Source organism: Mycobacterium sp. ZZG (assembly GCF_054786995.1).
Genome location: NZ_JBTBFV010000019.1, coordinates 61,807 through 87,014 on the forward strand (window position 1 = coordinate 61,807; position 25,208 = coordinate 87,014).

The 25,208-nt window shown below is 69.9% G+C and carries 21 protein-coding genes and 1 pseudogene; 18 read left to right on the forward strand and 4 right to left on the reverse strand.

From position 1 onward, the window contains the following. Positions 1–14: 14 nt before the first annotated feature. The 15 genes from ACXMYJ_RS13355 (at position 15) to ACXMYJ_RS13425 (ending at position 15,962) form a co-directional block, all read left to right on the forward strand. Positions 15–1,574 carry a UDP-N-acetylmuramoyl-L-alanyl-D-glutamate--2,6-diaminopimelate ligase gene (locus ACXMYJ_RS13355; protein WP_260753502.1) on the forward strand — a complete coding sequence of 520 codons (1,560 nt, stop codon included), beginning with the start codon at positions 15–17 and terminating at the stop codon, positions 1,572–1,574. Continuing rightward, positions 1,571–3,073 (forward strand): UDP-N-acetylmuramoyl-tripeptide--D-alanyl-D-alanine ligase, encoded by a 1,503-nt coding sequence (locus ACXMYJ_RS13360; protein ID WP_460356760.1) that lies wholly within the window; start codon positions 1,571–1,573, stop codon positions 3,071–3,073. Before ACXMYJ_RS13355 ends, ACXMYJ_RS13360 begins: the two co-directional genes overlap by 4 nt. After that, positions 3,070–4,149 carry a phospho-N-acetylmuramoyl-pentapeptide-transferase gene (gene mraY / locus ACXMYJ_RS13365; protein WP_260753494.1) on the forward strand — a complete coding sequence of 360 codons (1,080 nt, stop codon included), beginning with the start codon at positions 3,070–3,072 and terminating at the stop codon, positions 4,147–4,149. Before ACXMYJ_RS13360 ends, mraY begins: the two co-directional genes overlap by 4 nt. 1 nt (position 4,150) lies before the next feature. Further along, the gene (murD, locus tag ACXMYJ_RS13370; RefSeq protein WP_460356763.1) at positions 4,151–5,602 is read left to right on the forward strand and encodes a UDP-N-acetylmuramoyl-L-alanine--D-glutamate ligase; all 1,452 of its coding nucleotides are present in this window, start codon (positions 4,151–4,153) and stop codon (positions 5,600–5,602) included. A 9-nt stretch (positions 5,603–5,611) separates the two neighbouring features. Next, on the forward strand, positions 5,612–7,120 hold the full coding sequence (gene ftsW, locus ACXMYJ_RS13375; protein ID WP_443187058.1) for a putative lipid II flippase FtsW: 1,509 nt from the start codon (positions 5,612–5,614) through the stop codon (positions 7,118–7,120). Beyond that, positions 7,117–8,280: an undecaprenyldiphospho-muramoylpentapeptide beta-N-acetylglucosaminyltransferase gene (gene murG, locus ACXMYJ_RS13380; RefSeq protein WP_460356766.1), complete on the forward strand. Its 1,164-nt coding sequence runs from the start codon at positions 7,117–7,119 to the stop codon at positions 8,278–8,280. The genes ftsW and murG overlap by 4 nt, the downstream gene beginning before the upstream one ends. Continuing rightward, the gene (gene murC / locus ACXMYJ_RS13385) at positions 8,280–9,710 is read left to right on the forward strand and encodes a UDP-N-acetylmuramate--L-alanine ligase (protein WP_460356769.1); all 1,431 of its coding nucleotides are present in this window, start codon (positions 8,280–8,282) and stop codon (positions 9,708–9,710) included. Before murG ends, murC begins: the two co-directional genes overlap by 1 nt. Continuing rightward, positions 9,707–10,600: a cell division protein FtsQ/DivIB gene (locus ACXMYJ_RS13390; RefSeq protein WP_460356771.1), complete on the forward strand. Its 894-nt coding sequence runs from the start codon at positions 9,707–9,709 to the stop codon at positions 10,598–10,600. The genes murC and ACXMYJ_RS13390 overlap by 4 nt, the downstream gene beginning before the upstream one ends. A 190-nt stretch (positions 10,601–10,790) precedes the next feature. Beyond that, entirely contained in the window at positions 10,791–11,960 is a 1,170-nt protein-coding gene (gene ftsZ / locus ACXMYJ_RS13395) for a cell division protein FtsZ (RefSeq protein ID WP_260753466.1), read from the forward strand. Between the two features lie 14 nt (positions 11,961–11,974). Beyond that, positions 11,975–12,685, forward strand: coding sequence for a peptidoglycan editing factor PgeF (gene pgeF / locus ACXMYJ_RS13400; protein ID WP_460356774.1), 711 nt, complete (start codon positions 11,975–11,977; stop codon positions 12,683–12,685). Then, positions 12,682–13,503, forward strand: coding sequence for a YggS family pyridoxal phosphate-dependent enzyme (locus ACXMYJ_RS13405; RefSeq protein WP_460356776.1), 822 nt, complete (start codon positions 12,682–12,684; stop codon positions 13,501–13,503). The genes pgeF and ACXMYJ_RS13405 overlap by 4 nt, the downstream gene beginning before the upstream one ends. After that, entirely contained in the window at positions 13,500–14,144 is a 645-nt protein-coding gene (locus ACXMYJ_RS13410) for a cell division protein SepF (RefSeq protein WP_260753461.1), read from the forward strand. Before ACXMYJ_RS13405 ends, ACXMYJ_RS13410 begins: the two co-directional genes overlap by 4 nt. A 121-nt stretch (positions 14,145–14,265) precedes the next feature. After that, positions 14,266–14,556 (forward strand): YggT family protein, encoded by a 291-nt coding sequence (locus tag ACXMYJ_RS13415; protein ID WP_067958009.1) that lies wholly within the window; start codon positions 14,266–14,268, stop codon positions 14,554–14,556. A gap of 191 nt (positions 14,557–14,747) precedes the next feature. Then, entirely contained in the window at positions 14,748–15,560 is an 813-nt protein-coding gene (gene wag31 / locus ACXMYJ_RS13420; protein WP_260753459.1) for a DivIVA-like cell division protein Wag31, read from the forward strand. Between the two features lie 30 nt (positions 15,561–15,590). Further along, entirely contained in the window at positions 15,591–15,962 is a 372-nt protein-coding gene (locus tag ACXMYJ_RS13425) for a phage holin family protein (RefSeq protein WP_460356780.1), read from the forward strand. Between the two features lie 9 nt (positions 15,963–15,971). On the opposite strand, the gene ACXMYJ_RS13430 is transcribed toward ACXMYJ_RS13425, so the two are convergent. Then, positions 15,972–16,616, reverse strand: coding sequence for a phosphoribosyltransferase (locus ACXMYJ_RS13430; protein WP_460356782.1), 645 nt, complete (start codon positions 16,614–16,616; stop codon positions 15,972–15,974). A gap of 100 nt (positions 16,617–16,716) precedes the next feature. Between ACXMYJ_RS13430 and ACXMYJ_RS13435 the strand changes: the two genes are divergently transcribed. Next, the gene (locus ACXMYJ_RS13435; RefSeq protein ID WP_460356785.1) at positions 16,717–18,066 is read left to right on the forward strand and encodes a TIGR01777 family oxidoreductase; all 1,350 of its coding nucleotides are present in this window, start codon (positions 16,717–16,719) and stop codon (positions 18,064–18,066) included. On the opposite strand, the gene ACXMYJ_RS13440 is transcribed toward ACXMYJ_RS13435, so the two are convergent. Together ACXMYJ_RS13440 and ACXMYJ_RS13445 are read right to left on the reverse strand one after the other, a co-directional pair. Next, positions 18,048–18,779 (reverse strand): type 1 glutamine amidotransferase, encoded by a 732-nt coding sequence (locus ACXMYJ_RS13440; RefSeq protein WP_460356788.1) that lies wholly within the window; start codon positions 18,777–18,779, stop codon positions 18,048–18,050. The genes ACXMYJ_RS13435 and ACXMYJ_RS13440 overlap by 19 nt on opposite strands. Before the next feature lie 123 nt (positions 18,780–18,902). Next, on the reverse strand, positions 18,903–20,132 hold the full coding sequence (locus ACXMYJ_RS13445; RefSeq protein ID WP_460356790.1) for a cytochrome P450: 1,230 nt from the start codon (positions 20,130–20,132) through the stop codon (positions 18,903–18,905). A 1,404-nt stretch (positions 20,133–21,536) separates the two neighbouring features. Here ACXMYJ_RS13445 and ACXMYJ_RS13450 point away from each other — a divergent pair. Then, positions 21,537–21,728 (forward strand): annotated as a pseudogene (locus tag ACXMYJ_RS13450) (Ig-like domain-containing protein); the annotation flags it as partial. A gap of 1,192 nt (positions 21,729–22,920) precedes the next feature. After that, a complete protein-coding gene (locus tag ACXMYJ_RS13455) occupies positions 22,921–24,744 on the forward strand; it encodes a chitinase (protein WP_460356792.1) in 1,824 nt (607 codons plus the stop codon). On the opposite strand, the gene ACXMYJ_RS13460 is transcribed toward ACXMYJ_RS13455, so the two are convergent. Further along, the coding region (locus ACXMYJ_RS13460) for a transposase (protein ID WP_460356795.1) at positions 24,682–25,208 on the reverse strand (527 nt) is incomplete at its 5' end. The genes ACXMYJ_RS13455 and ACXMYJ_RS13460 overlap by 63 nt on opposite strands.

The following is a 25,208-nucleotide window of genomic DNA, read 5'->3' on the forward strand; positions in this document are numbered from 1 at the left end:
ACTGTGTCATGGCCATGAATCTGCGCCCCAGTCATCCCGCCGGTCTCGCCTTCGGCGTGCTGGCCGATTCGGTCGCCGGACTACAGGTGCGGCTTCCCGCCGGAGCGTCTGCGGTACCCGAGACCCCGGTCACCGGTGTGACGTTGCGGGGACAGGACGCGCGGCGCGGTGATCTGTTCGCCGCGCTGCCCGGCGCCCGCGCGCACGGCGGCCGCTACGCCGCCGACGCCGTGAATCGGGGCGCGGTCGCCGTGCTCACCGACGCCGCAGGTCTCGACGAGATCGCCGTCGGAGGTGGCTCAGGTGGCGCGCTCGACGTCCCGGTTCTGGTGCATCCGCAGCCCCGGACCGTTCTCGGCGAACTCGCGTCGGCCGTGTACGGCCGTCCCTCGGAGAAACTGCGGGTCATCGGCGTCACCGGGACCTCGGGCAAGACCACCACCACGTATCTGGTCGAGGCGGGTCTGCGTGCGGCGGGCCGCGTCGCCGGCCTGATCGGCACCGTCGGGGTGCGCATCGACGGGCACCACCAGCCCGGCAGCCTGACCACGCCGGAGGCCCCGGACCTGCAGGCGCTGCTGGCCACCATGCTCGAACGCGGGGTGGACACGGTGGTGATGGAGGTATCCAGTCACGCGCTGAGCCTCGGCCGGGTCGACGGTGTGTCCTTCGCCGTCGGCGGGTTCACCAACCTGTCCCGCGACCACCTGGACTTCCATCCGACGATGGAGGACTACTTCGAGGCCAAGGCGCGGCTGTTCGACCCGGCGTCGCCGACGCACGCCGCGCAGTCGGTGATCTGCATCGACGACGAGTGGGGCGCGGCGATGGCCGCGCGCGCGCACCGCCCGGTCACCGTCAGCACCACCGGCGCCGCGGACTGGAGCGTCGAGCAGCTCCGGGCGGCCGCGGGCGGGGTGCAGGATTTCGTCGCCGTCGACCCCGCGGGGGTGCACCACGGTCTGGAGATCGGGCTGCCGGGCCGTTACAACGTTGCCAACTGCCTGCTGGCCGTGGCGCTCCTCGACGCCGTCGGCGTGTCACCCGATCAGGCCTCCCCGGGGCTGCGCGACGCGACCGTGCCCGGCCGGCTGGAGTCGGTGCACCGTGGCCAGCAGTTCCTGGCGCTCGTGGACTACGCCCACAAGCCGGGGGCGCTGCAGGCGGTACTGCGTACGCTGCGTGACCAGAGCGAGGGTCGGCTCGCGGTGGTGTTCGGCGCCGGCGGCAACCGTGACGCGGGCAAACGCGAGCCGATGGGACGGGTGGCCGCCGAGATCGCCGACCTGGTGGTCGTCACCGACGACAACCCCCGGGACGAGGACCCCGCTGCGATCCGGGCGGCGATCATGTCCGGCGCGTCGGGTCTGCGCGCCGAGGTGGTCGAGATCGGCGACCGGCGGGCCGCGATCGACCACGCGGTGGCGTGGGCCCGGCCCGGCGACGTCGTGCTGATCGCCGGTAAGGGGCATGAGGCCGGGCAGACCAGCGGCGGGCACACGCGGCCGTTCGACGACCGTGACGAGCTTGCGGCGGCGCTGCAGGCGTTGGGCACGCAGGAGGTGCAGCGGTGATAGAGCTCTCTGTGGCCCGGATCGCCGAGATCGTGGGCGGCCGCCTGGCCGACGTCTCCGCCGAGGACGCCGCGGCGACCACCGTCACCGGCACCGTCGAGTTCGATTCCCGCGCCGTGACACCGGGCGGCCTGTTCCTGGCACTGCCGGGAGCCCGCACCGACGGCCACGACTTCGCCGCCGACGCGATCGCAGCCGGTGCCGTCGCGGTGCTGGCGGCACGCCCCGTCGGCGTGCCCGCGATCGTGGTCGACCCGGCGCGCCCGGATCCCGCGGCCGGCGGCACCGCCGGCGTGCTCGAGCACGACGTCGACGGCTCCGGGGCCGCGGTGCTGGCCGCGCTGGCCCGGCTGGCCGCCGCCGTCGCGGCCGAGCTGGTCGCAGGCGGGCTGAAGATCATCGGCATCACCGGCTCGTCGGGGAAGACCTCGACCAAAGACCTGATCGCCGCGGTGCTGTCTGGACTGGGTGAGGTGGTCGCCCCGCCCGGCTCGTTCAACAACGAACTCGGGCACCCGTGGACGGTGCTGCGAGCCGGCCGCTCGACCGATTTCCTGGTGCTGGAGATGTCGGCGCGCCACCCGGGCAACATCGCCGCGCTGGCCCGCATCGCGCGGCCGTCGATCGCCGCGGTGCTCAACGTCGGCACCGCCCATCTGGGCGAGTTCGGTTCGCGTGAGATCATCGCGGCGACGAAATCCGAACTACCGCAATCTGTTCCGAAGTCCGGTGTGGTGATCCTGAACGCCGACGATCCTCTCGTGGCCGCGATGGTGGACAAGACCGCCGCGCGCGTGGTGCGGGTGGGCCGCGGCGCCGACGCGCTCGATCTGCGCGCCGACGGTGTCACCCTCGACCCGCTGGCCCGTCCCAGCTTCACCCTGCACGCCGGCGGCAAACAGGTGCCCGTCACCCTCGCGGTGCACGGCGACCACCAGGTGTCCAACGCGCTGTGCGCGGCCGCGGTCGCGCTCGAGTGCGGCGCGACGCTCGACCAGGTGGCCGAGGCGCTCGCCGCGGCCGGGCCCGTGTCCCGGCACCGGATGCAGGTGAGCACCCGCGCCGACGGCGTCACGATCATCAACGACGCCTACAACGCCAACCCGGAATCGATGAGCGCCGGGCTCAAAGCTCTGGCATGGATGAGCCGGGGCGACGAAGGCCGCAGCTGGGCGGTGCTCGGCGAGATGGCCGAGCTCGGTGACGACTCGATTACCGAGCATGACCGCATCGGCCGGCTGGCGGTGCGCTTAGATGTCTCTCGACTCATCGTCGTCGGATCCGGGAGGCCTATGAGCGCCATGCTGCACGGGGCGGTCATGGAGGGATCGTGGGGCTCCGAGGCGACCCCGGTGCCCGACACCGACGCCGCGCTGGAGCTGCTGCGGGCCGAGCTGCGGCCCGGCGACGTGGTGCTGGTGAAGGCGTCCAACTCCGCCGGCCTGGGTGGGCTGGCCGACGCGCTGGCCGCCGACATCGCCCGCGATGGTGATCGATGAGACAGATACTCATCTCCGTCGCGATCGCGCTGGCGGTGTCGATCCTGCTGACCCCGGTGCTGATCCGGCTGTTCACCCGGCAGGGATTCGGCCACGAGATCCGCGAGGACGGCCCGCCCAGCCACCACAAGAAGCGCGGCACCCCGTCGATGGGCGGCGTCGCGATCCTGGCCGGCATGTGGGCGAGCTACCTGGGCACCCACCTGGTCGGAGTGGTCATGGACGGCAAGGGCCCGTCGGCGTCGGGCCTGCTGGTCCTCGGGCTGGCCACCGCGCTGGGTGTCGTCGGCTTCCTCGACGATCTGATCAAACTGCGGCGCGCCCGCAACCTGGGGCTGAACAAGACCGCCAAGACCGTGGGCATCCTCGTCGCCGCCGTGCTGTTCGGCGTGCTCGCGCTGCAGTTCCGCAATGCCGACGGGCTGACCCCGGGCAGCGCCGAACTGTCCTACGTCCGCGAGATCGCCACCGTGACGCTCGCGCCCGCGGTGTTCGTGCTGTTCTGCGTCGTCGTGGTCAGCGCCTGGTCCAACGCGGTCAACTTCACCGACGGCCTCGACGGTCTGGCCGCCGGCGCGATGGCGATGGTGTGCGCGGCCTACGTGCTCATCACGTTCTGGCAGTTCCGCAACGCGTGCGCCACCAGCCCCGGCGTCGGGTGCTACAACGTGCGCGATCCGCTGGACCTCGCGATCATCGCGGCCGCCACCGCCGGCGCCTGCATCGGATTTCTGTGGTGGAACGCAGCGCCGGCGAAGATCTTCATGGGGGACACCGGCTCTCTGGCGCTCGGCGGCATCATCGCGGGCCTGTCGGTGACCAGCCGCACCGAGATGCTGGCCGTGGTGCTGGGTGCGCTGTTCGTCGCCGAGGTGACCTCGGTGGTCGTGCAGATCCTCGCGTTCCGCACGACGGGGCGCCGGGTGTTCCGGATGGCGCCGTTCCACCACCACTTCGAGTTGGTGGGCTGGGCCGAGACCACCGTGATCATCCGGTTCTGGCTGCTCACCGCCATCGCCTGCGGGCTGGGCGTGGCGCTGTTCTACAGCGAGTGGCTGACCACCGTCGGAGCCTGACATGAAGCCGATCTCACCCGGAGCGGCCGTACTGGTCGTCGGAGCCGGGATCACCGGACGTGCGGTGCTGGCCGCACTGACGCCTCTCGGGGCCCGCGCGACACTCACCGACGACAGCCCGAACGCGCTGACCGCGTCCGCGCAGCGTGGCGTCGAGGTGCTCGACCCGGCCAATGCGGTCGACCGGATCGCTGACTTCGACCTCGTTGTCGTCAGCCCCGGCATTCCGCCGACCGCGCCGATTCCCGTCGCCGCGGCCGCCGGGGGCGTGCCGGTGTGGGGAGACGTCGAGCTGGCCTGGCGGCTGGACCGGTCCGGCCGGTTCGGGCCGCCGAGACAGTGGCTGGTGGTGACCGGCACCAACGGCAAGACCACGACGACCTCGATGCTGCACGAAATGCTCGAGGCCGCGGGCCGGCGGGCGGTGCTGTGCGGCAACATCGGCGACCCGGTGCTCTCGCAACTGGACCGGCCTGCCGATGTGCTGGCCATCGAGCTGTCCAGTTTCCAGCTGCACTGGGCCCCGTCCCTGCGGCCCGAGGCCGGCGTGGTGCTCAACGTCGCCGAGGATCACCTGGACTGGCACGGCTCGATGGCCGCCTATGCGGCGGACAAGGCTCGTGCGCTCACCGGCCGGGTGGCCGTGGCAGGCCTCGACGACGCGGTCGCCGCGGGCCTGCTGGCCGACGCGCCGGCGCCGGTGAAGGCCGGGTTCCGGCTGGGGGAGCCCGGTCCGGGGGAGCTCGGGGTCCGTGACGGCATGCTGGTCGACAACGCCTTCGGCGACGCCGTGGCGCTCGCCGATGTCGGCACGATTCCGGTCGCCGCCCCGGTCGGAGTGCTCGACGCGCTCGGCGCGGCTGCTCTGGCCAGGGCGGTCGATGTCCCGGCCGCCGCGATCGCCGCGGCACTGGCGTCGTTCCGGGTGGGTAGGCACCGCGCCGAGGTCGTCGGCGTCGCCGACGGCATCACGTACGTCGATGACTCCAAGGCCACCAATCCGCACGCCGCACAGGCCTCGATCACCGCGTTCCCGCGGGTGGTGTGGGTGGCCGGCGGCCTGCTCAAGGGTGCGTCCGTCGACGAACTGGTGGCCGCGACCGTCGATCGGCTGGCCGGTGTCGTGCTGATCGGGCAGGACCGCGCCGTCGTCGGCGACGCGTTATCGCGACACGCACCGGATGTCCCCGTGGTCGAGGTTGTGACGGGGGAGGATTCTGTGATGCTTGAGAAAGATGAGGCGGGTGTTACTCGTGTGACTCGAGTGGCCCCGGGCGCGGATCAATCGCCGGCCGACGCGCTGATGGCGGCCGTGGTCGACGCCGCGCGGAGCCTGGCCAGGCCCGGCGACACGGTGCTGCTCGCGCCGGCGGGAGCATCGTTCGACCAGTTCACCGGCTACGGCCACCGCGGCGACGCGTTCGCCGCCGCGGTCCGCTCAGCGACCCGGTAACGGGCGCACGTGAGCAGCATCCTCGACCGGCTGCGCCACCGTCGCGCGCACCCGGCCGCCGACCCGCAGGCGGTCACCGGAGGCACGTCGGCAGCCGAGGCCGCCCTGCCGATCCCACGCACCCGCGTCGGGGCCTGGCTCGGACGGCCGATGACGTCGTTCCACCTCATCGTCGCGGTCACCGCGCTGCTCATCACCATGGGTCTGACGATGGTGCTGTCGGCGTCAGGCGTGTACTCCTACGATTTCGAGGGCTCGCCCTGGGCGGTGTTCGGCAAACAGCTGCTGTGGACGGCGATCGGGCTGCTCGCGTTCTACGTCGCGCTCCGGATGCCGGTCGCGGTGATGCGGCGGTTCGCCTTCGCGGGCTTCGCAGTCTCCGTCGTGCTGTTGGTCCTCGTGCTGATCCCTGGTATCGGCAAGGTGGCCAACGGTTCTCGCGGCTGGTTCGTGGTGGCCGGGTTCTCCATGCAGCCGTCGGAGCTGGCCAAGATCGCGTTGGCGATCTGGGGTGCGCACCTGCTGGCCGCACGGCGCATGGAGCATGCGTCGCTGCGCGAGATGCTTGTCCCACTGGTCCCGGCGGCGGTGATCGCGCTGGCGCTGATCGTCGCGCAGCCCGACCTCGGGCAGACGCTGTCGATGGGTGTGATCCTGCTCGGCCTGCTCTGGTACGCGGGCCTGCCGCTGCGGGTGTTTCTGAGCTCGCTGGGCGCGGTGCTGGTCTCCGGTGCGGTGCTCGCGATGTCGGCGGGCTACCGGTCGGCGCGCGTGCAGTCGTGGCTGGACCCCTCCGCCGACGCCCAGGGATCCGGCTATCAGGCCCGTCAAGCCCGGTTCGCCTTGGCCAACGGCGGCGTGTTCGGCGACGGCCTCGGCCAGGGCACCGCCAAGTGGAACTACCTGCCCAACGCCCACAACGACTTCATCTTCGCGATCATCGGCGAGGAGCTCGGCTTCGTCGGCGCCGTCGGCCTGCTGCTGCTGTTCGGGTTGTTCGCCTATACCGGCATGCGGATCGCGCGTCGCTCCGCCGACCCGTTCCTGCGGCTGCTCACCGCCACGGCCACGCTGTGGATCCTGTCGCAGGTGTTCATCAACGTCGGATACGTGGTGGGTCTGCTGCCGGTGACCGGCCTGCAGCTGCCGCTCATCTCGGCCGGCGGCACATCTACTGCCACCACGCTGCTGATGATCGGGATCATGGCCAACGCCGCCCGGCACGAACCCGAGGCGGTCGCGGCGCTGCGCGCGGGCCGCGACGACAGGGTCAACCGGCTGCTGCGGCTGCCGCTGCCGGCGCCGTATGTGCCGACGCGCACCGAGGCCCTGCGCGACCGGCTGCGCAGGCGGCCCCGGGCCGAAGCGCCGAAGGCCCCCGAGCGGCCGCAGCGCCGGTCGCGGCGTGCCGACGGCGGGCACCCGGTGCGGTCGGGCCGGCCGTCCGGCGGCTACGGTGAGAGCCGGCGAAATCAGGGCCGGCGGGCCCGCACACTGGAAGGTCAGCGTTACGGGTGACGAGGATCTCGGTCCCGGCGGGGCAGGGGCGCAGCGACCGGGGGATTTCGGTCATTCTCGCCGGCGGCGGCACGGCGGGTCACATCGAGCCCGCGCTGGCGGTCGCCGACGCTCTGACCGCACTGGATCCGCGCGTGCGGATCACCGCACTCGGCACGCAGCGGGGCCTGGAGACCCGGCTGGTGCCGCAGCGCGGATATCACCTGGAGCTGATCACCCCGGTGCCGTTGCCGCGTAAGCCGTCGGTGGATCTGCTCCGGTTGCCGTTGCGGATACGGCGCGCGGTGCGCCAGACCCGGGCGGTGCTCGACGAGGTCGGCGCCGACGTCGTGATCGGGTTCGGCGGGTACGTCGCGGTCCCCGCCTATCTGGCCGCGCGCACCCTGATACCGGGCCGGCGTGTCCCTGTTGTCGTGCACGAGGCCAACGCCAGCGCAGGCTGGGCCAACAAGCTGGGCTCCCGGTCGGCGCAGCGGGTGCTCGCGGCCGTAGCCGATCCCGGCCTGCCACGCGTCGAGGTGGTTGGGGTGCCGGTGCGGGAGGCCATCACCTCGCTGGACAGGATGGCGCTGCGGGCGCAGGCGCGGGCCCATTTCGGATTCGCCGACGACGCCCGGGTGCTGCTGGTTTTCGGCGGTTCCCAGGGTGCGCAGTCGCTCAACCGGGCCGTCTCGGGCGCTGCGGAAATCCTTGCCGAACAAGGCATCTCGGTTCTACATGCGCACGGGCCGAAGAACACGATCGATCTGCCGGCGCCGAAGCCGGGGGGCCCGCCCTATGTCGCGGTGCCGTACCTGGACCGGATGGATCTCGCCTATGCCGCGGCCGATCTCGCGGTGTGCCGGTCGGGCGCGATGACCGTCGCCGAGGTCACCGCCGTCGGACTGCCCGCGATCTATGTGCCGCTGCCGATCGGCAATGGCGAGCAGCGGCTGAACGCGTTGCCGGTGGTCGAGGCCGGCGGCGGCATGGTCGTCGACGACCGTTCGCTGACACCGGAGTTCGTCGCCGGGACGGTGCCCGGCCTGCTCAACGATCCGGACACACTGGCCGCGATGACGGCGGCCGCCGCGCTGGCCGGCCACCGGGACGCGGCCCGGCGGGTCGCCGAGATCGCGTTGGAGGTGGCGCGCGGCGCCCGGCAGAGGCAGACCCGGTGATGAGCAGGCATGGTCACCCGGGCGGACTGCCCGCCGAACTGCAGCGGGTGCACATGGTGGGCATCGGTGGGGCCGGCATGTCGGGTATCGCGCGCATCCTGCTCGACCGCGGCGGGATGGTGTCGGGATCGGACGCCAAGGACTCCCGCGGGGTGATCGCGCTGCGCGCGCGTGGCGCCCAGATCCGCATCGGGCACGACCCGTCCGCGCTGGACATCCTGCCCGGTGGACCCACCGCGGTGGTCACCACGCACGCCGCGATCCCGAAGACCAATCCCGAACTCGTCGAGGCCCACCGGCGCGGCATCCCGGTCATCCTGCGTCCCGCCGTGCTCGCCAGGTTGATGGCCGGGCACACCACCCTGATGGTGACCGGGACCCACGGCAAGACCACCACCACCTCGATGCTCATCGTGGCGTTGCAGCACTGCGGTTTCGATCCGTCCTTCGCCGTCGGTGGTGACCTCGGCGAGGCCGGCACCAATGCCCACCACGGCAGCGGACCGACGTTCGTGGCCGAAGCCGACGAGAGCGACGGATCGCTGCTGGAGTACAGCCCGGACATCGTGGTGGTCACCAACATCGAAGCCGACCATCTCGACTTCTTCGGCAGTGCGCAGGCCTATACCGCGGTGTTCGACCAGTTCGTCGAACGCATCAATGCCGGTGGGACGCTGGTGATCTGCGCCGACGACCCGGGAGCCCGGGCGCTGGGGGACCGGGCGTCGGGGACGGGCGTGCAGGTATTGCGCTACGGCAGCACTCCCGGCCTGGACGCGACGCTGGTGAACTGGGCCCAGCAGGGCACCGGCGCGGTCGCCGAGATCCGGCTGGCCGACGAGAGCCGGCCGCGTTCGATGCGGTTGTCAGTGCCCGGCAGGCACATGGCGCTCAACGCGCTCGGGGCGCTGCTGGCCGCACGGCAGGCCGGTGCCGACGTGGACGCCGTGCTCGACGGGCTGGCCGGCTTCGAGGGTGTGCGCCGCCGTCTCGAGTTGGTCGGCACGGCGAACGGCGTCCGTGTCTTCGACGACTACGCCCACCACCCGACCGAGGTCCGGGCCACGCTGACCGCCCTGCGCGCCGTCGTCGAACAGGCGGGCCGGGGCCGAGCCATCGTGGTGTTCCAGCCCCACCTGTACTCGCGCACCGAGACTTTCGCCGCGGAGTTCGGCGCGGCGCTGAGCGCCGCCGACCAGGTCGTCGTACTCGACGTGTACGCCGCCAGGGAGCAACCGCTGGCCGGGGTCAGCGGAGCCACCGTGGCCGACGCGGTCTCCGCGCCGGTCACCTACATCCCGGACTTCTCGGCGGTCGCCGCGCGGGTGGCCGCCGCGGTCAGGCCCGGCGACGTCGTCGTGACGATGGGCGCCGGGGACGTCACACTGCTGGGACGCGAGATCCTGGCCGAGGTGGACGCCAGGGCATGACCGAGCCGACCGAGGACGCCGCCGCGACGCCGCAGAACGACCCTCTCACCGAATCCCTGGACGGCGCAGAGGATTTCGAGGGTCCACGGCGGCGGGCCCGGCGCGAACGCGAGGAACGCCGGGCCGCGCAGGCCAGGGCGACCGCGATCGAGCAGGCCCGCAGGGAGGCCAAGCGGCGCGCCCTGGGCCCCCCGACGCCGCAGACCAGGACACTCGGCCGCGCCACGGTACGGGGGCTGAAGGTGTTGATGTGGACTGCGCTGATCGCGGTGCTCGTGGTCGGCCTGGGCCTGCTGCTGTACTTCACGCCGATCATGTCGGTGCGCACCATCGTGGTGGTCGGGGTCGGCGCGGTCACCCAGGACGAGGTCGTCGCCGCCGCGGCGGTGGCGCCCGGCACGCCGCTGCTACAGGTCGACACCGACGCTGTGGCCGAACGGGTGGCCGGCATCCGGCGGGTCGCGTCGGCACGGGTGCAGCGGCAGTATCCGTCCACGTTGCGGGTCACCCTCGTCGAGCGGGTGCCGGTGGTGCTCAAGGATTATCCGGACGGGGTGCACCTGTTCGACAAGGACGGCGTCGACTTCGCCGTGGCCCCGCCGCCGCCGGGCATCCCGTATCTGGACACCGAAAACCCCGGTCCGAACGATCCGGCCACCCGGGCCGCGCTCGAGGTGATGACCTCGCTGCGCCCCGACGTGGCGAGTCAGATCGGGCGCGTCTCGGCACCGTCGGTCGCGGCGATCACGCTGACCCTGGTCGACGGGCGCACCGTGGTGTGGGGGACCACCGACCGCACCGACGAGAAGGCGCTCAAGCTGGCGGCGCTGCTGACCCAGCCCGGCCAGGTCTACGACGTGTCCAGCCCGGACCTGCCCACCGTCAAATAGTGACGGCCGCCGCACTCATGGATTTTTGTCGTGTCGTTTCGGCGCGCCTGCCCGGTGAGCGCGGTGACCACCCCTAACGTTCTGGTTGCGCGGAACAACTTGACATAACTCTAAGCCTCTGGTTGAGGTTGAGGGTTTGCTCCAGCGGTTATCCGTTTCCAGACAGGCAACCAGGCAGGAAGGGCACTCCATGACCCCCCCGCATAACTACCTCGCTGTGATCAAGGTGGTCGGCATCGGCGGCGGTGGCGTCAACGCCGTCAACCGGATGATCGAACAGGGTCTCAAGGGCGTCGAGTTCATCGCGATCAACACCGACGCGCAGGCGCTGTTGATGAGCGATGCCGACGTCAAACTCGACGTCGGCCGCGATTCGACCCGCGGTCTCGGCGCGGGTGCGGACCCGGAGGTCGGCCGCAAGGCCGCCGAGGACGCCAAGGACGACATCGAGGAACTGCTGCGCGGCGCCGACATGGTGTTCGTCACCGCCGGCGAGGGCGGTGGCACCGGCACCGGCGGCGCTCCCGTCGTGGCGTCGATCGCGCGCAAGCTCGGTGCGTTGACCGTCGGCGTGGTGACCCGGCCGTTCTCGTTCGAGGGCAAGCGGCGCAGCAACCAGGCCGAGAACGGCATCCAGGCCCTGCGCGAAAGCTGCGACACGCTGATCGTCATCCCGAACGACCGGCTGCTGCAGATGGGCGACGCCGCGGTGTCGCTGATGGACGCGTTCCGCAGCGCCGACGAGGTGCTGCTCAACGGCGTGCAGGGCATCACCGACCTGATCACCACCCCGGGCCTGATCAACGTGGACTTCGCCGACGTCAAGGGCGTGATGAGCTCCGCGGGCACCGCGCTGATGGGCATCGGTTCGGCGCGTGGTGACGGCCGTGCGCTCAAGGCCGCCGAGATCGCGATCAACTCGCCGCTGCTGGAGGCCTCGATGGAGGGCGCTCAGGGTGTGCTGCTGTCGGTCGCGGGCGGCAGCGACCTCGGCCTGTTCGAGATCAATGAGGCCGCCTCGCTGGTTCAAGACGCCGCGCACCCCGACGCCAACATCATCTTCGGCACCGTCATCGACGACTCGCTCGGCGACGAGGTCCGGGTCACGGTCATCGCGGCCGGCTTCGACGCGGCGGGTCCGGGCCGTGTGCCGGTCACCGGCGAGGCGGTCCCGGCGGCCGCGCCGGCCCAGCCGATCGCCCCGGGCAAGGCGGGACGGGTGAACTCGTCGATCTTCGAGCCGTCCGATCCGGCGAGCGTGCCGGCCGGGCACACCAACGGTGCGACGGTGCGGATCGGCGGCGGCGATGACGGCATCTCGGACGACGACGTCGACGTGCCGCCGTTCATGCGCCACTGACCGGCCCGCAGTCCGTGGTCTTCACGGTCAGGCGCGTGACCACCACCCGGGCGGGTGGTGTGTCCAAACCGCCGTTCGCGTCCTTCAACCTCGGCGATCATGTCGGTGACGACCCGGAGGCGGTTGCCGCCAACCGGCGCCGGCTCGCCGCGACGCTCGGGTTGGAGGGCGGCATCGTCTGGATGAACCAGGTGCACAGCGCCAACGTCGCGGTCGTCGACCGCGGCGAGGAGACGCTTGACGCCACCGACGGTCTGGTGACCACCACCCCGGGACTGGCGCTGGCCGTGGTGACCGCCGACTGTGTGCCGGTGCTGATGGCCGACGCACGCGCCGGCGTCGTCGCGGCGGTGCATGCCGGACGGGTCGGCGCCGCCGCGGGCATCGTCGCGCGGACGCTGAAGGTGATGACCGACGCCGGAGCGCACGTCGAGGACGTGTCGGTGCTGCTCGGACCCGCGGTCAGTGGCCGTAACTACGAGGTGCCCGAAGCGATGGCCGCCGAGGTCGAGCGGGCGTTGCCGGGCAGCCGAACGAACACGTCCCGCGGCACGCCCGGGCTCGATCTGCGCGCGGGCCTCGTGACTCAGCTGCACTCGCTCGGGGTGCGGTCGGTCGATGTCGATCCGCGCTGCACGGTCGACGATCCGAATCTGTTCAGTCATCGCCGCGATGCCCCGACGGGGCGCATGGCGTCGGTGATCTGGCTGGAGCCGGTGTCGTGACACGCGAAGCCGACCTTGGCCGGGCACTGGACGGGTTGCGGGAGCGCGTCGCGCGCGCCGCCGAGGCCGCCGGTCGCGACGCCGACGACATCGAACTGCTCCCGGTCACGAAGTTCTTCCCTGCTGCCGACGTCGCGGCGCTGTACCGGCTGGGTTGCCCGGCGTTCGGCGAATCCCGCGACCAGGAAGCGGCCGCGAAACTCGCCGAGGTCGACACGCTCGTCGGCGGCGCGCCGGTCCAGTGGCACATGATCGGACGGATCCAGCGAAACAAGGCGCGCTCGGTCGCGCGGTGGGCGTATGCGGCGCACTCGGTCGACAGCGCCAAGGTGATCGCGGCCCTGGACCGGGCAGCCGCAGAAGCGCTTGACGAGGGCGGTCGGACCGCGCCGTTGCGGGTCTATCTGCAGGTCAGCCTCGACGGGGACGAATCCAGGGGCGGAGTCGACGTCGCAGCCTCGGACCGCATCGACGAGCTCTGCGCCGCCATCGACGGGGCAGGCGGGTTGGAGTTCGTCGGGCTGATGGCCATCCCGCCGCTGAACGCCGACGCCGGCGAGGCGTTCGCGCGGTTGGAACGAGAACGCGACCGGATACAGGCCGGTTATCGGCAGCGCCTCGGGCTCTCCGCCGGAATGTCCGGTGACCTGGAGGCGGCAATCCGACACGGATCCACTTGTGTGCGTGTCGGTACCGCGCTACTGGGATCGCGCCCGCTAACGTCACCGGCAGTAGTCACACGAGTCACACAGTCATCACAGACACCAAACTTGCCGCACTTTCCTGAGTCTTCTCCGCACGAAGGGTCCTCACAATGAGCACACTGCACAAAGTCAAGGCCTACTTCGGTATGGCGCCGATGGACGACTATGAGGACGACTATTACGAGGACGACGACCGTGCCCCCGTGCGCGGTTACCGCCGTCCCCGCGAGGATCGCTTCGAGGACGAGGGCTACGCCCGCGGATATGACAGCCCGGCCGACGACCGCCGCCGCGAATACGATGAGCCGGCCGCCTACCGCGGCGGTTTCGACGATGCCCGGTTCGACGCCCGGATGCGCGGTCCGCGCGAATTCGACCGCACCCCACCGCGTTTCGGCGGCATGCGGGGTTCGACCCGCGGTGCGCTGGCGATGGACCCGCGCGGAATGGCCGAGCTGTTCGAAGCCGGCAGCCCGCTGGCCAAGATCACCACGCTTCGGCCGAAGGACTACAGCGAGGCACGCACCATCGGTGAGCGCTTCCGCGACGGCACCCCGGTGATCATGGACCTGGTCTCGATGGACAACGCCGACGCCAAGCGGCTGGTGGACTTCGCGGCGGGCCTGGCCTTCGCGCTGCGCGGCTCGTTCGACAAGGTCGCCACCAAGGTGTTCCTGCTCTCGCCCGCCGATGTCGACGTCACCGCCGAACAGCGGCGGCGCATCGCCGAGGCCGGCTTCTACGCCTACCAGTAGCCCTACCCGTCAACCCGGGTAGGCTGGCGGCGTCGCGCGGGCGTTGTCGGCTCGAGGCGACTCAGGCTGCGTCGCAGTCTGTAGTCAAGGTCACACATCTGCCTGAGTGAGGTCGGCTTCGTTGGCGCTCTTCTTCGAAATCCTGGGTTTCGCGCTGTTCGTGTTCTGGCTCCTGCTGATTGCCCGGGTCGTGGTCGAGTTCATCCGCTCCTTCAGCCGTGATTGGCATCCGCGTGGGGCGACGGTGGTCATTCTGGAGATCATCATGACGCTCACCGATCCGCCCGTGAAGCTGCTGCGACGGCTGATACCGCAGCTCACGATCGGTGCGGTGCGGTTCGATCTGTCGATCATGGTGCTGCTGCTCGTTGCGTTCATCGGCATGCAGCTCGCCTTCGGGGCGGCGGCCTGAACTCAGGTTTGCAGCCGGCGGACCGGCCGCGCCGGGTCTTCGGCGTGCCCGCAGGGGGTGGAATATCGGTTTAATTATCGACCTCGCCTGCAACCGCCGGGTCTGGTGTGACAGGATGGACGCCAGTTACGTTGCAGCAAGGCTTTACACTTCGAGATCAATTGACGGTCCAGACTTCAAGGGGGCAGACAATGCCGCTCACTCCTGCCGACGTGCACAACGTGGCGTTCAGCAAGCCACCCATTGGCAAGCGCGGCTACAACGAGGACGAGGTTGATGCGTTCCTCGACCTCGTCGAAAACGAGCTGTCCCGCCTCATAGAAGAGAACAGCGACTGTCGTCAGCGGGTCGCCGAGCTGGAGCAGGAGCTCGCTTCGGCGCGCGCCGGCGAAGGAGCTGCCCAGCCGACGCAGACGCTGCCAGTCTACGAGGCCGAGCCCGAGACCGCACCGGCTCCCGAGACCACCTACGAGGCGGCGCCCGCACAGGCCGCCGCGCCGGTTCCCGAGGATCAGCATCTGCGCGCCGCCAAGGTTCTCAGCCTGGCTCAGGACACCGCGGACCGCCTGACCAACAGCGCCAAGGCCGAGTCGGAGAAGATGCTCTCCGATGCCCGCGCTCAGGCCGATGCGATGGTCACCGAGGCGCGGCAGACCGCCGAGACCACGGTGACCGAGGCGCGCCAGCGCGCCGACGCGATGCTCGCCGACGCGCAGAGCCGGTCCGAGGCTCAGCTGCGCCAGGCCCAGGAGAAGGCCGACGCCCTTCAGGCCGACGCCGAGCGCAAGCACTCCGAGATCATGGGCACGATCAACCAGCAGCGCACGGTGCTCGAAGGCCGACTGGAACAGCTGCGCACCTTCGAGCGCGAATACCGCACCCGCCTCAAGACCTACCTGGAGTCCCAGCTCGAGGAACTCGGCCAGCGCGGCTCGGCCGCTCCGGTCGACTCCGGTGCCGGCAACGACGGTGGCTTCAACCAGTTCAACCGGGGCGCCAACTAGTCACGTGCCCCTCTCACTCAGGTACGGCTCATGTTGATCGTCGCGCTCGTGCTCGCCGTCGTCGGTCTGGCGGCGTTGGTGATGGCGGTCGTCACCGGCAACGAGCTCATCGCCTGGGTCTGCATCGCGGCGAGCGCCGTCGGCGTCATCCTGTTGATCGTCGACGCGCTGCGCGATCGCTCCAACCGCAAGTCCGATGAAACCGCCCCTGCGGCAATGGATTCCGATGAACCGGAGACCGAGTACGTCGAGGACTATCCCGACGAGGCGCCACTTGCGCAGGACTACGACGAGGCGCCGACCGACGACACGCTCGCGGTCGACGTGGAGCGCGAACCGGTGGAGCATGAACCCGTCGAGCCGGCTGCGGTGGACTCCGACGACGAGTCCCCGAGGCAGTGACCGGCGACTTCACGCGGTCAGCAGTTCCCGAACCTCGTCATCGCTGACCTGATGAAAGTCCGCGTAAACCTGTCCGACGGCGTGGAAATCGGCGGGCATCGTCGAGCACACCACCTCGTCGGCCTCCTCGCGTAACCGGCGGCACACCGACGCCGGCCCGACCGGGACCCCGACGATCACTTCTTTGGCCCCGGCCCGCCGCACGGCTCGCACGGCCGCGATCATGCTGGCGCCGGTGGCGATGCCGTCGTCGACGAGGATCACCGCGCTGCCCGACAGCACCAGGGGTTCACGATCACCGCGATAGACCTCTTCGCGCCGGTGCAGTTCGGCGGTCTCACGCTCGATGGCCGCCTTGAGCGCGCTCTCTGCCACGCCCAGGTCGCGGACGAGATTCTCGTTCAGCACGATCCCGTCGCCGCTGGTCAGCGCGCCCATCGCGAGCTCGGGCCACTGCGGCACGCTGAGTTTGCGGACCAGGCACACGTCCAGCGGCGCGGACAGGGCGTCGGCGACCTCGCGGCCGACCGGGACCCCGCCTCGGGCCAGGCCGAGTACGAGCACATCGGGCCGGCCCCGGTACCGGCACAGGTCGCGCGCCAGTAGCCGACCCGCTTCTCGGCGGTCTCGGAAAGTCCGTTTCCTGTCGGCCATGGCACCGTCCCGCCGCGGGAATACCCTCGTCCGGTACCGGGCAATCCGGACCGGCGCCGGCACCGAATGCCTACCGACAACCACTACCCCCGGGAGCGCCATGGGCATCGAGTACGACTGCGTCGTCGACCACCCCCGCGACGAGGTCTGGCAGTGGCACACCCGCCCGGGCGCGATGCGCCGACTGGTGCCGCCGTGGCAGCCGATGACGGTGATCTCGGAGGCGTCGTCGCTAGCCGATGGGGTGGCGGTGCTCGGTCTGCCGGGCGGGCTGCGCTGGGTGGCGCGCCACGATCCGTCGGCGTTCGTGGCGGGTGCTCAGTTCGCCGACGAGCTCTCGTCACAGGGACCGGCGTCGTGGCCGCCCCGGGTGCTCGGCGGATGGCGGCACACCCACACCTTCAGCGATGCCGGCAGCGGCACCCGGGTGCGCGATCGCGTCGAGGCCCCGGTACCCGCCGCGGCGTTGCGGTCGACGTTCGTATACCGGCAGCGCCAGCTCACCGACGACCTGGCCGCGCACCGCAGGGCGGCGATCGCCGGCGCCGCGCCGCTGGTGGTGGCGATCTCTGGAGCGTCGGGGCTGGTCGGCTCGGCGCTGTCGGCGTTCCTGAGCACCGGCGGTCACCGGGTGATCCGGTTGGTGCGGACGCCGGCGCGCGGCGGGGACGAGCGGCACTGGGATCCGCGGAACCCTGCGGCCGATCTGCTCACCGGCGTCGACGCGGTCGTGCACCTCGCCGGGGCGTCCATCGCGGGTCGATTCACCGATGCGCACCGCGCCGCGATCCGCGACAGCCGGATCGAGCCGACGAGGTTGCTCGCCGCGTCCGCGGCGTCGGCGCCCAACGGGCCCCGCACGTTCATCAGCGCCTCGGCGATCGGGATCTACGGTTTCGACCGGGGCGACACCCTGCTGACCGAGGACAGCAGCCGCGGCGACGGTTTCCTGGCCGACGTGGTCACCGACTGGGAGGCGGCGACGGCGCCCGCCTCCGACGCGGGGTTACGGGTGGCGACGGTGCGCACCGGCATCGTGCAGGCGGCCGCGGGAGGGACGCTGCGACTGCTCCGGCCGCTGTTCGCGGCCGGTCTGGGCGGGCGGCTGGGCAGCGGCAGGCAGTGGTTGTCCTGGATCGGTCTCGACGACCTCGTCGACGTGTACCACCGGGTGCTCTACGACGACGGGCTCAGCGGGCCGGTGAACGCCGTGGGCCCGGAGCCGGTCCGTAACGCCGACTACACCAGGGAGCTGGCCCGGGTGCTGCACCGGCCTGCGCTGCTACCGGTCCCGGCGCTGGGACCGCGGGTCCTGCTCGGAGCGCAGGGCGCGCGCGAGCTGGCCGAGGCCAGCCAGCGGGTGGTGCCGTCGAAGCTGCTGGCCGCCGGGCACCCGTTCCGGCACCCCGACGTCGCGGACGCCCTGGCCCATCAACTCGGCAGGGGCTGACCCGCCACGTGGGTGAGGAAGCCGCGCACCAGCGTTTGGATCCGCGTCCGGGTATCTTCGGCGAGATAGCTTGTGCGGTTGAGTAATTCGTCGTGATCCAAGCCGGCGGCGATCACGTCGCCGTCGCGGTCGGCGGCCAGCCAGGTCTTGATCAGGTCGGCATCGACCTCCGGATGGAACTGCAGCGCAAGGGTGCGTCCCATCACGAACGCCTGCGACGAGTTGGGGGTCCGCGCGATCTCGGTCGCACCGGGAGGCAGGGTCCAGCGGTCGAAATGCCACTGGAACCAGGGTCCACCGGGCACCACGTCGGGCCATTCGCTGAGCACGTCGTACCAGCCGATCTCCGGGCGCGGCGCGCGTGTCACCGATCCGCCGAACGCCTGAGCCAGCAGTTGGCCACCGAAGCACACGCCCAGCAGCGCGATCCCGGCCTCTGCCGCGTCACGGAGCAGTTGCATCTCGGTGCCTACCCAGGTGCGGCGCAGTGCCTCGTCGTAGACGGGCCAGGACGCACCCAGCGGAACGATCACGTCGTAGCCGGTCGGGTCCGGGAAGGTCACCTCGCCGGCGGGATCGTCGACACGGTCGGCGGGCACCACCTCGAACGTGTCGACGTCGAAGCCCTCCTCGGCGAACGCGTCTCCCAGCAGGGCCTCGGTAGCCATGTGCTCGTTGACCAGAAACAGAACTCTCGATGCCACGCCGGCCATTATCTCGGCCGGACCGGCGCATCTCGCGGTTGACCCTCCCTCACCGCACACCGAGCCGGGGACGCCTCGATCGCCGAGGCCGCAGCTGCGGCCACACAACGCAATTGGCAGACGCTGTCCGGGTTAGCGGTCACCGAAGGCGATCGGTAACGACGCGGGCCCGCTGATCCCGGTGAGGGTCTTCCACGCGCACGGTCCGTCCCTGCGGATGCCCGGCATCCGCCGTGCCATGGTGGTCAGCGCCTCGGCGAGTTCGATGCGGGCCAGGTGCGCGCCGAGGCAGTAGTGCACGCCGCCGCCGAAGGTCAGCATCGCGGGAGCGTCGAGGCGGGTGATGTCGAACCGGTCGGGGTCGGGGTAGACGGCGGCGTCACGGTTCGCCGAGGCGGTGTTGGCGATCACCAGAGTGCCTGCAGGCACGGTGTATCCGGCGAGCTCGACGTCCGCGACGGCGACCCGCACCGTGGTGAAGATGACGGGGGAGTACCGCATCACCTCCTCGACGGCCGCCGGTGCCAGCTCCGGATGTGCAGCGAGCATCGCCCACTGCTCGGGATGGTCGCAGAACACCTCCAGCGCGGCGGCGAGCTGGTTGCGGGTGGTGTCGGTGCCCGCCATCAGCAGCGTCGCCGCGAGGGTGAGCAGTTCGTCATGGGACAGGCGGTCGCCGTCGACCTCGGCACGCATCATGTCCGAGAGCAGGTCGTCGGTCAGAGACTCGCGGCGGCCGTCGACCATGTCCTCCAGGTGGGCCTGCAGCGCCCGCCAGGCCCGCACGATCACGGGTCCGTCTTCCACCACGTTCCAGTCGAAGACCTTGAAGATGTCATCAGCCCAGGCGGACAACAGATTCCAGTCCTGACGCCGGGTGCCCAGCAGCTCACAGATGACCGGGATCGGGTAGTGCCTGGCGATATCGGCCACCGCGTCGCACCGTCCGCGCTGCTCGACGCCCGAGACCAGGCCGGCGATGATCTCCGAGCAGGTGTTCCGCAGGCGCCCCGCCGCACGCGGCGTGAAAGCCTTGGCCACCAGCCGCCGTTGGCGGTGGTGCTCCTCACCGTTGAGGCTCAGCAGTCCCTTGACGACGATGTCCCACAGTTCGCCGGAGGTGACACCCTGCGCGGCGAGCGCGACTCCTTCGGGTATCCGGAAGCGGTCGTCGCGCAGCACGATGCGTACGGCCTCGTACGTCAGCGCTTCGGGGCCATGCGGCCCCATCGCGAGCGGCCCCCGGGCCCGGGCGGTGGCGATGAGCCGATGCGCCTCGGTCGGGCCGGCGGCATGCTCGTAGGCGATGGTGGGCAGATCGGGTTCGAGGATGTTCTCCGGTGCGATGTCGTGGATGGTCAAGATCGTTTCCCCTCCGGCCGTCCGGTAGCGATGGAGCGAGTCTGCGGCGAGACGGCGGATGCGTGGCCAGTGGTGGACTACCTGTTTCGGCCCGGCTCACTACGTGGCGCGCCGGAACCGGCACGGCGACCCTGACACCGCCTGAGGGCACGCAACGGCCCTGTGTCAGCGAGATTTGCTGTTGCCTGCCCTAAGTCCTGACTGGCGGGATCTGGGGTTTGCTTGGAGTTCCGTCGGCGAGGTCGCCAGGTGAATCGGAGCGGCCACGCATGGCGATGACATTCGCTGAAATCGACGCGCCCGCGTCGATGGGAGGATGGCGGGCGAGCCGGCACTGTCCACGCACCGAAGCGAACGCGTTGGTACCGGAGATTGCCGGCAATGAAGTTCGCTGCGCGAGAGAAGTCTCCTTGTAAAGCTGCTTTACACGGCGATATTCCGCATGCGCCCTCGACGTTAAGTTTGCTTGTCTAGAAAACTGTCCAATGATCAGCTATCTCTTCAGAGGCCGGCAGCATTGCTTGACGATTCATGAACAGTGGTGTTCTATGCCTTTCCAAGTCGTCAATATCTCGTTCGGGGATGGCGATGAGTTTTGCCACAGCTGTGTCTGTGGGAGGTCCCGCATTCGACGTGAGAGGGTTGCTGATGGGCTACGGGAGATTTGTCGGCCGTGTGGGCGCATTAGCTGTGGCCCTCGGAATCGGGCTGGCGGGACCGGCGGTCGCCGCCGCCGATTCCGGTGACGACGGCACCGCCGAAGAATCGAGCACCAACGTCGGCGGCACAGGCAGTGCGGCCAGCTCCTCGAAGCCGGGCCAGGCCGACGTCGCCGATTCCTCCACACAGCCGGGCGGGTCGAACATCGACGACCCGCTCGACGCTTCGGATTCACCGGATGCAGAATCCGACGATCTCGTCTCGGACAGCGACCTCGGTGAGGAGTCCGACGGTGCGCCCACGCCGGAAGCCGGGGACGAGAACGCTGCATCCTCACGCGGCGATGTGGCCGACAGCGACAGAGAACCGGTCGACTCCGCCCACCAGGAGGAGACGGACGCACGCGGCACCACCGAAGCTCCAGCCGCCCGCGACAACCTCGTCGACGATGTCACCGAGACCGACCAGCGTGATGACGTCGACCCGCAGGCCGAGGTCGACGAGCAGGCCGAGACGGTCCCGCCGGCCGCTACCGCCGAGGCTCCCACCGCCGTCACGGCGCTCGTCCGATCCTCTGCTGTAGAGAACACGTCGTCGCGGACCGCGACCACGTCCTCCGGATTGACCACGATGCTGTCCAAGTTTCTCGGGCTGCTGGGCATCGGCCCGTCGGCGACCAACAGCGGCACCCCGCTGCCGACCTTCGAGTTCGTCACCGTGGTCCTCGGTGCCATCCGCCGCGAGATGGACCGACTGTTCGCCAACAACGGTCCGACGGCCGCATTGGCCTGGTCCACGCAATCGCAGCCTGGTGTGGTCACCGGTTCCGTGACCGCGTCCGACCCGGAGGGAGACCGGCTGGTCTACACCGTGGTGCAGGCACCCACCAGGGGCACCGTCACCGTCGACAGCTCGGGCAATTTCACCTACACCGTCAATCCCGTGCTCGCGGTCGCCGAGGGTACCGACAACTTCGTCATCCAGGTGCGTGACACCGGCTTTCACCTGATCTCGGTGAACCCCACCAGGGCTCGGGTCCCGGTGGCGATCACCGTCAACGGGACCGGCGTCGTCACCCGGACGACCTCCGAGCGCGGCACCAGCGCCGTGGCGGCCGCGGGTGGCGCCACGTCCGGCACGATCCACCACGTCACCACGTCCGGGCCCGACATCGTCGGATTCGATCCTGCCAGAGACAAATTGGATCTCGGGGAGGTGTCGGTGCACAACTTCATCGTCGTCGACACCCCCGAGGGGGTCGGCTTTCGCAACCCCTGGTCCGGCGAGACCGCCGTCGTCAAGGGGGTGTCGCTGGGCCAGCTCACCGTCGACAGCTTCACACCGGTCATCAACGACCATCTCCGACAGGACCTTTCCGGCGCACTCGCCTGGGAGAACGGTGTCACTCCGCAGCCCAACACCGTCTATGCGCGATCGCATGAGGTCGGACAGATCGACAGGGTGGCTTTCAACGCGGCCACCGACGTCGTCGATTTCCGCTACTTCGGCACTCGTGAACAGCTGTACATGTCCGACACCCCCGAAGGCGTCGTGATCTCCAATGCCGGCACCGGCCAGGCGCTGATTCTGCAAGGTGTCACGAAGAGCCGGCTCACCGCGAGCAATTTCATCTTCCACAACGCCCAGGTGCGCGAGGACCGGCTCAACCAGCAGCTGGGTATCGGAACGGTGCCCGACTCGCAGGTCCGGCCGCAGGGTGTTCCGATGGCGGGTACCGACAGCTGGCCGACCACCGCGGGCAACGGCCAGCCGCCCGCCGGCGAAACCGGGACCACCACCACGATTTCCTGGCAGTACGGAAGTCACACCACGCTCGACTTCGATCCGTCCAAGGACAAGCTCGACTTCGGCTGGTTCAAGGCCCACGAGTTCGACGTCACCGAGGTCGCGGGCTCCACCCGCATCGCGATCACCGCCAACAACCAGTCCTACACCCTCACCGGTGTGGCCATCGGCGAGCTGCAGACGAGCAACATCGTCGCGCTCGACGACGGGTGCGAGGACCAAATGGAGCAACCTCATCTACAGTGCGGGCCAGCCTGTTTTGTGGCCGAGCTTGTCGGTCAGCGACGGCAGCCTCTCCGAGGGCAACTCCGGGACCTCGACAATGAACTTCACCGTCACGCTGTCGAAGGCGTCCACCGAGACGGTCACGGTCAGTTACAGCACGAGCAACGGCACCGCCACCGCGGCCGGCGGGGACTACGCCCCGGCGGTCGGCACGCTGACGTTCGCACCCGGAGAGACGACCAAGTCCGTCACGGTCACTGTCAACGGCGACACCCTCGTCGAGCTCGACGAACAGTTCATGCTGACGTTGTCGTCCCCGCGCAACGCGACCATCGCCGACGGCAGCGGTGTCGGCACCATCCGCAACGACGACGTCGATCAGGCGCCGGCCACACCGCCGACCGTATCCATCGCCGACCTGTCCGTCACCGAAGGCAACGGCGAGCACAGCCATTTCATGTTCGTCGCGACCCTGAACAAGGCGTCGACGGAGACGGTGACCGTCCGCTATGCCACCTCCAACGGCACCGCGATCGCCGGCCTCGATTACAGCGCGACCTCGGGCACCATCACCTTCGCGCCCGGGGTGACGTCGCAACTGGTGCACGTCGACGTGGTGGGGGACAGCGCCGTCGAGGGCAACGAGACATTCTTCGTCACGCTGTCGAACCCGACTGCCGCCACCATCGGCGACGGTTCGGCGACCGGCACGATCCTCGACGACGACACCGTGACACCCGGCGCCGGCGGCGTCAACTCCGGTAACCCCGGCGACGCCCTCTGGGGTGAGGCGTATTTCGCACCCTACGTGGACATGGGTGCGTGGCCGGTGCCGAATCTGCTGGCCATCGCCCGGAACTACGGAACGTCGCTGATCACCCTCGGTTTCCTGCAGGCGACGCCGGACGGCAAGCTGGCGTGGGCCGGGCTCTCGGCTCTCACCCCGGATTCCGACTTCGAGCAAGCGAAGGCGATCAACCAGTCGATTGCGGCGCTGCAGGCCGCCGGCGGCGATGTGATGATCTCCCTGGGTGGGGCGTCGGGAACCAGCCTGGCGCAGTGGTACGCCACCCGTGGGCTCAGCGCCCAGGCACTGGCGACCGCGTACGGCGGCATCGTCGACACCTACCGCCTCAACCGCATCGACTTCGACATCGAAGGCGCCGCGGTGGCCGACCAGGCGTCGATCGCGCTGAACGCCCAGGCGCTCAAACTGCTGCAACAGCGAAAGCCCGACCTCGAGATCTGGTACACCCTGCCGGTGTTGCCCACCGGGTTGACCGCCGACGGCCTCAACGTTGTGCACGCCGCGCTGAGCGCCGGTGTCAAGCTCGACGGCATCAACGTCATGGCGATGGACTACGGTGAATCGGCCGCGCCTACCAGCGGGCCGAACGCAAAGACCATGGGCGCCTATGCCATCCAGGCGGCAGAGTCGACGCACGCCCAGCTTTCGGCGCTCTACACCCAGCACGGGCAGAGCTTCGGCTGGAACCAGCTCGGCGTGACGCCGATGATCGGCGTCAACGACGTCACGACCGAGGTGTTCACCGTCGCCGATGCGCAGGCGCTCGAAGACTTCGCCCGCGCAAAGAAGCTCGGAATGCTGTCGATGTGGTCGGTGAACCGCGACAAACCGGGCAACCTCGGCCAGGCCACCACCAACACCTCCGGGACCAACGCCCCCGAGGGCAGCTTCAGCAACGTCTTCAACGACTACGGCACAGTCAACCCGGTGTCCGGGCCGCCGCCGGCGATCTCGATCGCCGACCTCGCGGTTGCCGAAGGCAACGGAGGTCACGGTCAAGTCCAGGGGCGTGGTGTACGACGTCGTCGTGTGATTCTTCGAGGTGATGGTTCAGGTGGTCAGTGCCGCGGGGGTGGCCTCCTGTTCGGTCGGGGTGTCGTTGACGGTGCGTGATTTGCTGAGGACGTCGAGTCCGAGGTAGCGCCGGGATTCGGCCCATTCGTCGTGTTGTTCGGCCAGCACGGCGCCGACGAGGCGGATCAGGGCGTTGCGGTCGGGGAAGATGCCCACGACGTCGGTGCGGCGGCGGATCTCTTTGTTGAGCCGTTCCTGGGGATTGTTGCTCCAGATCTGGCGCCAGATCTGCTTGGGGAACGCGGTGAACGCGAGTAGGTCTGGCCGGGCTGCCTCCAAGTGATCAGCGACCTTGGGCAGTTTGTCGGCGAGCGCGTCGATGGTCCGGTCATATTGTGCAGCAACGGATTCCGCGTCAGGTTGATCGAACACCGAATGCAGCAGCGTGCGTACCCAGGGCCAGGACGCCTTCGGTGTGACGCTCATCAGATTCGTCGTGTAGTGCGTGCGGCAGCGCTGCCAGGCCGCACCGGGCAGAGTGGCTCCGATCGCGGCCACCAGCC

Bases quoted from the DNA above. Each gene is read 5' to 3' on its own strand.
- ACXMYJ_RS13355 (WP_260753502.1), top strand. From the start codon at position 15: ATGAATCTGCGCCCCAGTCATCCCGCCGGTCTCGCCTTCGGCGTGCTG.
- mraY (WP_260753494.1), top strand. From the start codon at position 3,070: ATGAGACAGATACTCATCTCCGTCGCGATCGCGCTGGCGGTGTCGATC.
- murD (WP_460356763.1), top strand. From the start codon at position 4,151: ATGAAGCCGATCTCACCCGGAGCGGCCGTACTGGTCGTCGGAGCCGGG.
- murC (WP_460356769.1), top strand. From the start codon at position 8,280: ATGAGCAGGCATGGTCACCCGGGCGGACTGCCCGCCGAACTGCAGCGG.
- ACXMYJ_RS13390 (WP_460356771.1), top strand. From the start codon at position 9,707: ATGACCGAGCCGACCGAGGACGCCGCCGCGACGCCGCAGAACGACCCT.
- ftsZ (WP_260753466.1), top strand. From the start codon at position 10,791: ATGACCCCCCCGCATAACTACCTCGCTGTGATCAAGGTGGTCGGCATC.
- ACXMYJ_RS13410 (WP_260753461.1), top strand. From the start codon at position 13,500: ATGAGCACACTGCACAAAGTCAAGGCCTACTTCGGTATGGCGCCGATG.
- wag31 (WP_260753459.1), top strand. From the start codon at position 14,748: ATGCCGCTCACTCCTGCCGACGTGCACAACGTGGCGTTCAGCAAGCCA.
- ACXMYJ_RS13425 (WP_460356780.1), top strand. From the start codon at position 15,591: ATGTTGATCGTCGCGCTCGTGCTCGCCGTCGTCGGTCTGGCGGCGTTG.
- ACXMYJ_RS13430 (WP_460356782.1), bottom strand. From the start codon at position 16,616: ATGGCCGACAGGAAACGGACTTTCCGAGACCGCCGAGAAGCGGGTCGG.
- ACXMYJ_RS13435 (WP_460356785.1), top strand. From the start codon at position 16,717: ATGGGCATCGAGTACGACTGCGTCGTCGACCACCCCCGCGACGAGGTC.
- ACXMYJ_RS13440 (WP_460356788.1), bottom strand. From the start codon at position 18,779: ATGGCCGGCGTGGCATCGAGAGTTCTGTTTCTGGTCAACGAGCACATG.
- ACXMYJ_RS13455 (WP_460356792.1), top strand. From the start codon at position 22,921: ATGAACTTCACCGTCACGCTGTCGAAGGCGTCCACCGAGACGGTCACG.